Here is a 12,450-nt window from a genome sequence, read left to right as displayed (position 1 = left end):
TTATCTGTAACGCACCTCCTCCTTTTTAGTTACAGACAAGCTCTGTAACCGAAAGCCGGACGGCGCTAGGGTGCGCGGCAGAAGGAGGGCGAGATGACTGCCGAACGCACCCCTCACCGGGGCAGCCGACGCCGCAACCCCGCCACCGCACCGCCCGTCAGAACCAGCGGGCGTCCGCGCGACCCGGCGATCGAGGAAGCGATCCTGCTGGCCGCCCGCAACCGCCTGGCCAGCGACGGCTACTCGGCGATGACGATCGGCGACATCATCGCGGATGCCGGTGTCACCCGCCCCACCCTCTACCGGCGCTGGTCGAACAAGTACGAGCTGGCCCTCGACGCACTCCGGCACGCCCTGCGCAGGCGGCGCGAGGCGCATCCGTCGCCGCAGGCGGACCGCCTCCCGCCGCGCGAGGCCTTCACCGAGGCCGTGCGCCGCCTCGGCCTGCGCCAGTGCGACAGCTGCATGATGCCCCTGCACGGCAGCTTCATGGGCGCGGCCGAACGCGAGCCCGGCCTTCTGCAGCAGCTGCGCGAGCACGGCGCACAGCCCTGCCGCGAAGAGCTCCTCATGACGCTCGTCAGGCTCCAACAGCGCGGCGCCGTACGCACGGACAGCGACCTCGAAACGGTCGTCCGCCTGTGCTTCGGCAGCTACTTCGCCCACTACCTGCGCACCGGCCGCGCCACCCCCGCCGACCACGCCCAGCGGGTCGCCGCTGCCCTATGGCCGACCATCGCCACCAGCCGCTCCCGCTGACCGGCAAGCCGGCCGCCCGGCGCGACGAGGCAGCAGCGCCCCCGCGCCGGAATGTCCGGGTCGGCCCCGGCGCCGAGCTCGTCGGGCCGAGCGGCTGCCGGGACCCGGCTGGATCATGCCCGCCCCCGGCAGCCACCCCTTCCCCGAGGTACGCGGCGGCGCCTCATCGCGCTTTTCTGCCTCCCCTCCGGTGCATCTTCTACGACGTCACCGCCCGCCATGCCACCGCGTAAGCGGGTGCACACGGGGCCCCGGGACATCCCGGGCGGACCTGGGCTGCCGGAGGCTCCCTCCAGGCCCGAACCGAGTCTTGGGTTCGGCCCTGGCGTTGCGGCGGCGGACGTAGGCGGTGATGGCGGCGTTCTGCGCGGTGTGGCTGCGGTGGTCGGTGCCGTTGAGGGCGAAGCAGCGCAGGGCCGCGAACTCGGACTCGATTCAGTTCAGCCAGGATCCATAGGTCGACAGGAAGACCAGCTCGATGTCGTGGGCCGCTGTCCACGCCCAGGCTCCACGTGAACAGGCCGACCAGCCCCCAGTTGGAGAGGGACGTCCGCGCGATCAGGCAGATGTGCTCGCGCACCCGGCTACTGATCGTCCTGGGGCGTTCCACGCTCCGTTTGGGTCCAGCGCGCCGAACGCCCGCTCGTTGAACGCATGGATCACATCACGCACATAGTCAGCGCTGACCTGCATCAGCGACGAGCCACAACCACCCGTCACACCCAGCGGCGCGAAGACGGCGCCGGGTACCGCCACCCGCACGGCGCTGCTACTGACCGCCGTCCTCCTCACCCACGGGCGACCGGCCCAAGCCTTGCACAGAGGGAGGGCGTCCGGGAGACGGCCAAGACCACGCTGAGCCGGGGCCGTCGGACATTCCCTCGGCCATGTCTGCTTTCACGAGGCGGGTGGCGCCTGTGCGCTGTTGTCTGCCCGCAGGACGGGCCACAGGAGAGCGACGGTGCGGTCGGCGAGGTCGCCGGGGGTATCCCGGCCCGTGAGTAGATAGTCGCCGAAGTAGCTGCCGAGGCAGAGGGTGACGGCGGCGTCGAGGTCGGCGTCCTGGCGGACAGCCCCGATGTCCTGGAGGTGGCGCAGGGTCTCCAGGAGTTCGTCGCAGCGCGGCTTGGTGGCGTGCTCGCGGATCAGGGCGAACAGGTCGGGTTCGCGTTCGGCTTCGGCCATGAAGTTGCCGTGCAGGGACATGGCGCGCGGATTGCTGTAGCGGGGGTCGACCCGGCGGACCGCCTCAGTGAACGCCTCGAGCGGGGTCATGGCGTCCAGAGCGAGGGGCTGGTAGGCCTCGCGTTGTTTGCGCAGGCCGTAGAGGAGGGCATCCACGGTGAGTTCGTACTTGCCGGGCCAGCGGCGGTAGAGAGTGGGGCGGGTGACGCCGGCGTCCGCGACGATGTCACCGATCGTCATGCGTGAGTAGCCATCGGCGGCCAGGCGCGCGCGGGTGGCCTTGAGGATTGCCTCCTCGATCGCGGGGTCGCGGGGCCTGCCACCGGGATGCGGTGCGGCCTGCTGCTCAGTCGCCGCCTCGTCCGCCTGCGCACGGCCTCGCGGGCGGCGCTTGCGGCTGGCGGCCGTCTCGTTCCTGCTGCTCACAGCGGTTCCTCCTTGTCGGGTTCACAGTAGTAGCCACCTAGGATCGACGGCACTCCAAGTTAAGTTACGCAAATTATCTGTAACGTTATCTATGTTGCATGATCCTTCACAGTTGAGCCACACGACCGGCAGGAGGACCTCACTCGCGGCAAGGACAAGGACGGGTCCTCGATCCGGGCCTCGGCCAGGACGAGGCCCCGCCGAGCCGCGCGAGCCAAGCGGCACCGGCATCACGCGGCCCCGGCGATGCGCACCGAGTGCCCGGCCCGGCGGTTCCAGCGGTGCGGGCCCCGCGGGGCAGCGAGGGCGAGTTGGGGGCGGCTACCGGTTGCAGGCGGCGGAGCTTCGTACTGCATGCGACAAGCTTGTCGTGTCGGCCGGTCCGCGTCGCGTGGCGGCGGTCGCGGCCCGGCGCCCGGGCGATCCCAGGGTGGCGGCGCCGGAAAGCAGTGCCGTCCGGACCGTCGGGCCAGCATGAGGTGGCCGGTCCTGGTGCGGTCCGCAGCAGGCGTCCAACACATCCTGGAGGTGCCTGCGGACCAGGGTCTCGGGCACAGCGGGCACTCGGCGGGCCTGCGGGGGCGGCGTTCTGCCCGTCGCCCCGCAACCGCCTCAGGGGCGGGAGCCCTGACCAGCTCGCACTCACACACCAATTAAGTTACAGTCATTCACTGTAACGGTTGGCCCCTGCGGGCCTGCCGCTGATGACTTCTACGCTGGAGGACGATCATGGCAAGTGTTTACGAACCCGGTCGCGTTGGACTGCTGCTCGTTGACCTCGTCAACGAGAACTTCTCGAAGGACGGCAAGGGCTATCCCGTCTACGCGCCGGAATACGAGCGCCTGGGCACGATCGACAGCCTGAAGAAGCTCATCGCCGGGGCGCGGCAGCACGAGGACGTTCCCGTCTTCTACTCGACGACCGCCTTCACCGATGAGGACTACTCGACCTGGCGGCACGTCTCCGGGATCCACCGGCAGATGTTCGACAAGCGGATGTTCCAGGCCGAGACCTGGAACACCGAGTTCCACGAGGAGCTGGCCCCCCAGCCGGGTGAGGTGGTCCTCGCGCCGCACAAGGGCCTCGACGTTCTGCAGCACACCGACCTCGAGTTCCAGCTGCGGCAGCGCAACGTCGACTATCTGGCGATCGCCGGGGTCTCCGGGATCATGGCCGTGGAGTCGACGGCCCGCACCGCGATGGAGCGCGGCTACCACGTCACGGCGTTCACCGACGCCATAGCCGCCCCCGGCGGCCTGGTCACCTACCAGGCGATGATGCGCGGCCTGACCATGGTCTCCCACAACGTGACCGGCGTCGACGACTTCCTGGCCGCACTCGACGAGCTGACGGCGTAACACCTTCACCACCGGTACGGCGAGGAAAGCAGCTGGGGCATGCAGCGGGTACGAACGCGGTTGGCGGACGTCTACGACCGGTTCTTGGCATCCGATCCCGGCCTGATCCGGCTGCGGTCCGCGCTCAGCACGGTCTGCGCGGTAGGGCTGACGCTGGGCGCCCTCGCGGCGCTGGATGCCCCAGTGTCGATCCTGGTGACAGGCGCCCTCACGGCGATGGTCAGCACGGCCGCGGTCACCGAACCCCGGCCGCGCGACCAGGCACTGACCCTCGCGACGGGGGTGCCGGTCGCCCTGGCGGCCATAGCGGTCGGCAGCGCGCTGGCACCGCACCGGGTCACGGCGGACGTGGTGTTCGTGCTGCTGATCTTCGCCGCCCTCTACATCCGGCGGTTGGGTCCGCGCGCCACCACGCTGGGCATCTTCGCCTTCCAGCTCTTCTTCGTGACCCAGTTCGTCAACACCCGCGTGGGGCAGTTGCCGCAGCTGTTCCTGGCCGTGCTGATGGCCTTCGCCAGCTCTGCGCTGGTCAGGTTCGCCGTCCTGCGGTCGTCGCCCGGGCGGACGCTGGCACGGCTGCAGCGGGCCTTTGGGTTGCGTCTGGGGCTGGTGCTGGACGCGCTGATCGACGTGGCCGAGGGCGGACCGCAGGCGTCGCACGGCGAGCGGGCGGTCGCCACCTTGCGCCGGTCCACAGCCCGCCTGCACACAGGCGCGTTGATGGTCCAGAACCAGCTGGCAGCTGGCACGCCCGACGAACGCACCGCCTCCGCGATCCAGCGCCGCGTGGCGGAAGCGGAGACGGCCGTGGAGCGGCTGGCCGTCCTCGTGCTGCGGGTCCTGCGGCCCGGTACGGACGTCGATACCCTGAGCGGGCACCGGACGCAGGCCCGCCTCGCCGGATCCGCCATCAGCACCCTTGATGCGGCGACGCTGCCCGTGCTGGTCTCGGAACTGCGCGCGCTGCGCACGGCCATCGGCACCGGCCCGCAGCGGCCGGCGGGCACCGATCCCGCCGCGGTGCACAACCGGCTGCTCGGCTACCGCGGTGACAAGCAACTGCCCGACGCATCCCCGGCGATGCAGGACGTCTTCCGCTCTGCCGGGGAACTCACCCGCGCCCTGATCGGGCTGCGCCTGGCCGTCGACGGGCCAACCTCGGCGGTCCGGGACACACCCGAGACGGCACGGTCGCGCGAGGAGTCCACTGCCAAGGACGCCGACCCGGCCAAGGATGCTGGCCTGGCGGAGAAGGCCGTCCCGCAGCAGCCGGTCCCCCGCGTCCGCCCCACCACCAGGACCGCGCTCCAGGTCGCGACCGGATCGGCGCTGGCCGTCGTCGGCGGTGAACTGATCTCGCCGCAGCGCTGGTACTGGGCGGTGTTCACGTGCTGGGTGGTGTTCATCAGCACCACCTCCACCGGCGAGATCCTGGTCAGGGGATACCGGCGCCTGCTCGGCACGGTGGCGGGTGTCGTCGCCGGGCTCGCCCTCGCCGCCCTGATCGGCGACACCCCCACGCTGGCCTTCGCCCTGGCGGGCCTCAGCGTGTTCGGGATGTACTACACGCTCGCGGTGTCCTACACGCTGATGTCCTTCTTCGTCACCACGATGATCGGCATGCTGTACGCGCTGCTCCACACCCTCACCCCGGGCGTACTGGTGGTGCGGATCGAAGAAACCGCGCTGGGCATCGCGTGCGGACTGATCGCCGCCCTGCTCGTACTGCCAGTGCGCACCCGGGAACGCACGGACCAGTTGCTGCACGACGCGCTGGAGCGACTACGCGCGGTGCTCTCCCAGTCATTGGCCCGGCTGGGCGGTGAGTCCGGCGGGGACCTGCTGGATCCGGCCCGCGCGCTGGACGCGGCCCTGGACAGCCTGCGCCATTCTGCGCAACCGCTGATCACCCCGATCAGTCCGTTGAGGTCCCGGCGGCGCACCGCGCTCTGCGTACTGGGGCTGCTGGAAACGGCGGCCTTCCACGCCCGCAGTCTGGCTGCCACCGCCGAACTGGTCCCGGCCGGCCTCCACATCGGCACCGATCCAAGCCTCATGGACGAAGCCCGCCGGATCGACCGCAACCTCACGACCCTGATCAGCCAGGTAGCCCTCCGAGACAAGGACGGCACCACGCTCGTGCGCGGCCCCGGGATTCCCACCCCGCCAGCAGTGAGCGAGGGTGAGGCGCGGGCCGAGGACATCAACGCGACGCGACGGGTGCTGCGGCACCTCCAACGTGTCGACGAAAGCATCCAGGGCCTCGCTCGCACGCTCCACCTGCACGTCCGTGATGGCTCCTGACGTCGGCCGCGTGTCCGCCACTCCTGGTGCGCCCTCAATGGGGGTCTAGGGATGCGGCGTTGCCTACCGATCATCTGGGCCAAGCCGAAAGACTCCCCGCACCGTACACAGGCCACAGACAGGTGACGCTTCTCGCCGACACCTGAGACACTTCGGCGCTCAGCCTCGCTGAGACAGTCGAGGTGCTGAGACACCTGAGCTGTTCACAAGCGCGGCGCGTACGGAGCGCGGGCGCCGCCAGAAGGCTTCAGGAGCGACTGCTGTCGGCCCGATTGGCCCCTGCCCGGCGACCGGGCAGATCATGCCGCCGGCCCAGGTAGCTGATCATTCCGAGCGAGAAGCCGGTCTCCTCGGCGAGCTCGCGGCAGGTGCGTCCAGCGGCCCGTTGGTCGCGGAGCCAGTCGAGATCGATCTGGCGCCAGCGAGTCGCTTTGCCCTCGCGGCTCATGCCGTACTCGCGGACCAGGACCTTGATGGCCTCCTCGTTCACGCCGACATGCTTCGCGATCCACTTGAGCGAGCGGTACTCCTCGAGGTGGAAGCGGGCGAACGTGTCCCTGGGGAGCGCGGCGCGAGCCCGGCGAATGGCCGCTCCTCTCTCCCACATCGCGGATCACTTGGAGGGTGCCGGCTGCTCCTGCAGGACGAAGCGGACAGCGTCGTGGCTGACGCCCAGGCGGCGGGCTGCCCCGGCCGTCGTCAGGGATTCCTCCCGGACGAGGCGGTGCAGTGCGTGGATGTCGACGTCTTTGAGGTCGCATCCGGGCAGCGCGAGACCGTCGATGATGTCCGCCGGCGGCGGCCAGGTGAGGGGCTCGTCATGGATTCCCCGCCGGGCGAGAAACTCGCCTGCGTGCTCTTCGAGTTGGCTCACCGGCGCGGGGGCGAGATCCGTTTCGAAGGTCCGCAGCAGGGTCCGCAGCTCCGGGGTGGCAGGCGCGTAGACGGCCGGGGCGAGGGGTGCCGGAAGACCGCTGATCCGCTCGAACAGCAGCGCTCGGGCGAATTGGTGCCGCCGCACGCCGCCGGCTTCGAGTTCGATGTCCCGGCAGAGTTGTCTCCAGGTGTCCTGGGGCAGCAGGTCGCGGTAGTCGACCGCGCGACGGCGGTCGTAGTCGACCGGTGATCCCTCCTGGTCGAGGTAGTCCGCCGGCGCGGACAGGCCGAGGCTGACAGCCCTCCAGTGCCTCTGCTTCGTGAGCCGGTGCGCCATGTGAGGGCCGAGCCGGTCTTCTGCCGGGGACCGAAGGAGGCGGGTCGCTGTGGTGAAGTCTCCCGTGCCGCCGATGAGCAGGGGGTAGCACGACAGGGCCGGGCGGATGGTGCGCGACAGGGCCCCGCTCGAAGGGCTCAGCCGCGCGGACCACGCCGGCCAGAGCTGCGTCGGGATCCTGCGAGCCCGCTGAGCGGTCCGGGCGGCTGCCGCAGAGCCGGGCCTGCGAGGCAACCGGTCCGCGGTGCGGTAGCGCAGTTGGTCACTGTGACTGAGGCGAGGGGCCAGCGTCGCAAGGTGGACCGCGTCGAAGACCGGGCTGGTGTGGCGCCACCTGTGTGCGACCTTGAGCGGGATGGCGCCGTCGGCGTCGCTGATCAGGTGGCGAAGGGCGGCTCCGGCCGTGTGCGCATTGTCGTGCCCGAGGATGTGCAGGGCCGCGCTGACGGCAAGGGCGGCGGTCGCGGCCCGCTGCGGGGCCAGACGTCCCGGACGGGTCTCCTCAACAGGGTCAAAGGAGCGTCGCTTCTCCGGGAAGGGCTGCTGGTGCAGGGACCAGATCTCCGGCGGGACGAAGCCCACCAGCCGATCGGGGGCACGACGCAGGAGTATCGACGCCAAGGCGCGAAGGTCACCGAACAGCGCGAGACTGGGCTGGGGCCTGGCCTGGTAGACACCGAAGTCGGCCTGCTGGGACGAGATTGCCGTGTCGATGAGCCACTGGGCCGCAGACGCAGAGCCTTCCGTGTCCAGCCGGAGAGCGGCGACCTCCTCGAACGGCTGGCCGCAGCGAGCCGACGGAGCCCGCTTCTGCGACGGACTGTGGCAGCGCCCCGGAACGAGCGGGTGCCGGGTCGTCGCCGGGAAGTGCCGCGGCGGACGGCTGCAGCGAGGACAGGTATCGACCAGCAGCAGATGGTGGTCGAGACAGGCGAAGGACACCGCCGGCCGCCCTCCACCGAAGGAAGTGCAGGTCGTCGACGATCAAGAGCTTCACAGCACAGGAGAGCACGCGGTCCAGGGCGCGCTGGGCGAACTCCGCGGTGGTGCCGGTGGTGCGGCCGGGGTGGCCGAAGAACTCCGACATCGCCCGGTTGAAGTCCTTCATCCCGGTGTTGCCGGTCAGGCCCACCCGGCAGACCGGGAGCCGTTCGTGCCCGCCGGCCGTGAACGCACCGCCCTCGGCGATCTCCCGGCGGTGGAAGTCCCGGGCGAAGGCCAGCATCGCAGTCGTCTTGCCCAGCCCTGGCAACCGTCAGCCCGTGCGCCGAATGACCGCCAGATACATCGCATCGGTGCCGTGCAGATGCGGCCACAGCTGCACGTCCGGCCCGTCTCCGAGCGCCGGAACCCCCGGCATCAACTCCCGCGCGTCCACCAGCTCCGCGGCGCCCCACTGCTTGAGCACGTCGTCGACGACGGCCCGGGTCTCGGCGAGATGCGGCGAGCACGTCGCGTACCCGACGACTCCCCCGACCCGCACCGACTCCAACGCCGTGCGCAGCAGCGCACGTTGCAACGGAGCGAAGCCCTCCAGGTCCTCCGGGCGGCGCCGCCACCGCGCCTCCGGTCGCCGTCGCAGCGCGCCGAGTCCCGTGCAGGGAACGTCCATGAGGACGCGGTCGAAGCTCCCGGGCCGCCACGGCGGTCGGGTCCCGTCGGCGGCGACGACCTGGTAGGGGCCGGGGTTCCCGGCCAGGGCCTGGCCCACGAGGCGGGCCCGGTGCGGCTGCTTCTCGGCGGCGAGGAGCACGGCTCCGCGCTCGGCGGCGAGGCCCGCGAGCATCGCGGCCTTGCCGCCGGGGCCCGCGCACCCGTCGAGCCACTTCGCGTCCGACCCGTCGACGGGGGCGTTCGCGAGTGCGAGCGCGACCAGCTGGCTGCCCTCGTCCTGGACCCCGGCCCGCCCCTCGCGCACCAGCTCGAGCGAACCGGGCTCGCCACCCTCGCTGAGCCGCACGGCGTACGGCGACCAGCGCCCCGGCAGCGCCGAGTCCGCGTCGAGCGAGTCGAGGAGTTCGTCGGCCGTGGACCGGCCGGGCCGCGCCACGAGCGTCACCTCGGGCCGCTCGTTGTCGGCCTCAAGAAGGTCCTCGATCCCGGCGCGGCCGCCCCCGAGGGAGTCCCACAGCGCCGACACGACCCAGCGCGGGTGCGAGTGCACGACCGCGAGGTGGTCCTCGGCGTCCTCGTCATAGGGCGGCGCGACCTTCTCCAGCCAGCCGTCGAGGTCGTCCCGCGCCACCTTGCGCAGCACGGCGTTCACGAACTTGGCCCGCCCGTCGCCGAGCACCACCCGCGCCAGCTCCACCGACGCGGACACGGCGGCGTGCGACGGGATGCGGGTGCCGAGCAGTTGGTGGACGCCCAGGTTCAGCACGTCGAGCACGGGCGGGTCGACCTCGCGCAACGGCCGGTCGATGCAGGCGGCGACGATCGCGTCGTACGTCCCCTGGCGGCGCAGCGTCCCGTACACCAGCTCCGTGGCGAGCGCCGCGTCCCGCGCGTCGAACTTCTCCGGCCCCTCCTGCTCGCGGGCCTTGCGCAGCAGCGGCGGCAGCACGAGGTTCGCGTACGCGTCCCGCTCGTCCACGGCCCGCAGCGCCTCGAAGGCGAGGAAGCGGACGGGGTCCTTCTGCGGGCGGCGGTACGGCTTGTGGGACTTGCCGGAGTTCCCGGGGCGGCCCTGGCCTGCGGGCTTGCCCTGGCCTGAGGACTTGCCCTGGGTGCGGGGACGCCGGTTCGGCTGGTCGTTCAAAGGTGCTCCGCTGCTGGTGATGGGGCGAACCATGTCAGCGTACGTCGCCCGCGCCCGGCCTCCCACTCGCACCCTGGCGGGCGCCGTCAGACGCCGAGCCGCTCCCCGGAGCCGATCCGCACCCCGCGCGCCCAGTCGGCGGCCGCCATCGGCTTCTTGCCCTGCGCCTGCACCCACAGCAGCTCCACGGCGTACGAGCCCGTGCCGACGTGCAGGTTCTTCTTGCCCGCGGCGATCTCACCGGGCGCGAGGTCGGTGCGGTCGGGCACGGGGACGGCCTGGATCAACTTCAGACGCTCGCCGCGGAACACGGTCCACGCGCCGGGCGCGGGCGTGCACCCGCGCACCACCCGGTCCACGCGGAGCGCGGGCGCCGACCAGTCGACCTGGGCGTCCTCGACGGTGATCTTCGGGGCCAGGCTGATGCCGTCGGCGGGCTGCGGCACGGCCGTCAGCGAGCCGTCCTCGATGCCGTCCATCGTCGCCGCGAGCAGCCCCGAACCCGCGAAGGCGAGGCGCGTCAGGAGGTCGCCGCTGGTGTCGGTGGACCGGACCTCCTCGGTGACCGTGCCGTACACCGGGCCGGAGTCCAGGCCCTCCTCGATCAGGAAGGTGGACGCACCGGTGATCTCGTCCCCGGCCATGATCGCGTGCTGCACCGGCGCGGCACCCCGCCAGGCGGGCAGCAGCGAGAAGTGCAGATTGACCCAGCCGTGCACCGGGATGTCCAGGGCGGACTTCGGAAGCAGCGCGCCGTAGGCCACCACCGGGCAGCAGTCCGGCGCGATCTCCCGCAGCCGCGCCTGGAACGCCTCGTCACGCGGCTTCGCGGGCTTCAGCACCTCGATCCCGGCCTCCTCCGCCCGCTCGGCCACCGGACTCGCGACCAGCCTGCGGCCACGGCCCGCGGGCGCGTCGGGGCGGGTGACGACGGCGGCCACCTCGTGCCTGCCGGAGGCGATCAGCGCGTCCAGGGCGGGGACGGCGACCTCGGGGGTGCCTGCGAAGACCAGCTTCACTGGGTGATACCTCGGTTCTCTGGGGGTCGGCGACGGATTCTGGGGGTCGGCGACGCACCAGTCTATGGGCCCTGCCCAGAGGTTTCCCGGGGGCGTACGCATGGCTGTGCGCCCTGCGCATATGCACATACGCCCCTGGACCGTGACCCCTCACGACGTAGCGCGTTGGGTCAAGAGAAAGTTGACCACGACGGGCCGCACACGCGGCCCGCTCCTCATTGCACAGCACCGCCAACCCCGCACCGCCGCAGCGGGACCCGGACACGGACCCGCCCCGCTCACCACCCGCCGCACGTCCCCGCACTCCCCCGCACGCAACCCGTCCCCACCCGACGCCATCCCCGCATCCACTCTCCGTCCCCCTTGTTCCCCCGCTCCCTCATCTCCCCTCACCTCGCCTTCTTCTCCTTTCATCCCGATCCCTCAACGCCGGTTCGAGAGGCTTGTTCATGGCCGACCACGCAACCCACGACGCCCAGGCACGGGCCAGCCTGCACCTGCTGGTGCGGGACATCGAGCGGGTCCGCCGGCAGGTGGACGCACTGCGCACCCTCACCGCCCAGCTCGGCAACGTCTACCGCCCGCGCCGCTCCAGCCCCTCCGCGGGCTTCGTCGTGTACGGACGCGCTCCCGCTCCGACCGTCCGCCTGGCCCAGGAACTGCGGGACAGCGTCGAGACACTGGTGACCGCGGCCGTCGACTTCGACCGCTCACTCGGCTTCTCGTGGGACGCGGTGGGCTCCGCGCTCGGCGTCACCAAGCAGGCCGTGCACCGCCGCTACGGCGCCCGCCGCACCACGGCCCAGACCACCGCCGAACCCGAGCGCGCACCCGAGCCGACCACCGCCGCGACCGCCACCACGGCCCCCGCCCCGCCCCGCACGCTCCCCGTGGGCGCCCCCCTGCCCTCCGTCCCCGCGGCCCGCACCATGCCGACCCAGCCGTCAGCGGGCAGCCCCGGCCTCCGCGACGACATGCGACCCGGCGCCTTCCCCGGCCCGCGCAACGGCTGACCCGGGCGGCAGCCGCCTGCCCCCTGCCCACGACGGGCAGGGGGCAGCCGTGTTTCCCGGACCGGCCACCACCCGCCGACGCACGCCACGCGAACCGACGGGTCCTACGCCCGCCAAGGGACGCGCCGCCCGGCGAGCGCCGGGGACGGGCTCACTCACCCCACGCCCACCGACGAGCCCACACCCACCGCCCCACCCACGACGCACCGACCTTGGCCCTACACCCGCCGCATTTAGCCCCTACGCCCGCCGTCTCACCCCCGGCCCGCCGACCTTGGCCCACGCCCGCCGCCTTTGGCCCTGCCTTCACCGCCTCGTCCAACGCCCGCAAGCTGGCGCCCACGCCCGCGAGTTCACCCCACCCCCGCAGGCTCACCCAACTCCAGGCAGCTCACCCGATGCCCCGCGCCCGGC

General features: G+C 71.7%; 10 protein-coding genes. 4 read left to right on the top strand and 6 right to left on the bottom strand.

Annotation, left to right across the window (positions count from 1 at the left end; genetic code table 11):
* Window positions 1-93: 93 nt before the first annotated feature.
* Window positions 94-759 carry a TetR/AcrR family transcriptional regulator gene (locus IE274_RS32985; RefSeq protein WP_190119601.1) on the top strand — a complete coding sequence of 222 codons (666 nt, stop codon included), beginning with the start codon at window positions 94-96 and terminating at the stop codon, window positions 757-759.
* An 897-nt stretch (window positions 760-1,656) separates the two neighbouring features.
* On the opposite strand, the gene IE274_RS32980 is transcribed toward IE274_RS32985, so the two are convergent.
* Window positions 1,657-2,370, bottom strand: coding sequence for a TetR/AcrR family transcriptional regulator (locus IE274_RS32980; protein WP_190119600.1), 714 nt, complete (start codon window positions 2,368-2,370; stop codon window positions 1,657-1,659).
* 729 nt (window positions 2,371-3,099) lie between these two features.
* On the opposite strand from IE274_RS32980, the gene IE274_RS32975 reads away from it, so the two are divergent.
* Together IE274_RS32975 and IE274_RS32970 are read left to right on the top strand one after the other, a co-directional pair.
* Window positions 3,100-3,729 (top strand): cysteine hydrolase family protein, encoded by a 630-nt coding sequence (locus tag IE274_RS32975; RefSeq protein ID WP_190119599.1) that lies wholly within the window; start codon window positions 3,100-3,102, stop codon window positions 3,727-3,729.
* A gap of 39 nt (window positions 3,730-3,768) precedes the next feature.
* Complete coding sequence (locus tag IE274_RS32970) at window positions 3,769-6,033, top strand: FUSC family protein (protein WP_190119598.1); 2,265 nt, start codon at window positions 3,769-3,771, stop codon at window positions 6,031-6,033.
* Window positions 6,034-6,280: 247 nt separating this feature from the next.
* Here IE274_RS32970 and IE274_RS32965 read toward each other — a convergent pair whose 3' ends face one another.
* From IE274_RS32965 to fmt, 5 genes are all read right to left on the bottom strand, one after another.
* Complete coding sequence (locus IE274_RS32965) at window positions 6,281-6,523, bottom strand: hypothetical protein (RefSeq protein ID WP_190119597.1); 243 nt, start codon at window positions 6,521-6,523, stop codon at window positions 6,281-6,283.
* 123 nt (window positions 6,524-6,646) lie between these two features.
* Window positions 6,647-7,867, bottom strand: a complete 1,221-nt coding sequence (locus tag IE274_RS32960; RefSeq protein ID WP_190119596.1) for a hypothetical protein — start codon at window positions 7,865-7,867, stop codon at window positions 6,647-6,649.
* Window positions 7,868-7,877: 10 nt separating this feature from the next.
* A complete protein-coding gene (locus IE274_RS39780; protein ID WP_268255596.1) occupies window positions 7,878-8,498 on the bottom strand; it encodes an AAA family ATPase in 621 nt (206 codons plus the stop codon).
* A gap of 3 nt (window positions 8,499-8,501) precedes the next feature.
* Window positions 8,502-10,004 (bottom strand): RsmB/NOP family class I SAM-dependent RNA methyltransferase, encoded by a 1,503-nt coding sequence (locus tag IE274_RS32950; protein WP_190119595.1) that lies wholly within the window; start codon window positions 10,002-10,004, stop codon window positions 8,502-8,504.
* An 86-nt stretch (window positions 10,005-10,090) separates the two neighbouring features.
* Window positions 10,091-11,023, bottom strand: coding sequence for a methionyl-tRNA formyltransferase (fmt, locus tag IE274_RS32945; protein WP_190119594.1), 933 nt, complete (start codon window positions 11,021-11,023; stop codon window positions 10,091-10,093).
* 449 nt (window positions 11,024-11,472) lie between these two features.
* On the opposite strand from fmt, the gene IE274_RS32940 reads away from it, so the two are divergent.
* Window positions 11,473-12,036, top strand: a complete 564-nt coding sequence (locus IE274_RS32940; RefSeq protein ID WP_190119593.1) for a hypothetical protein — start codon at window positions 11,473-11,475, stop codon at window positions 12,034-12,036.
* Window positions 12,037-12,450 lie beyond the last annotated feature (414 nt).

Origin of the sequence: Streptomyces flavofungini (assembly GCF_014650815.1) — a bacterium.
GTDB classification, from domain to species: domain Bacteria; phylum Actinomycetota; class Actinomycetes; order Streptomycetales; family Streptomycetaceae; genus Streptomyces; species Streptomyces flavofungini.
This window is presented reverse-complemented; position numbering and strand designations above follow the sequence as displayed.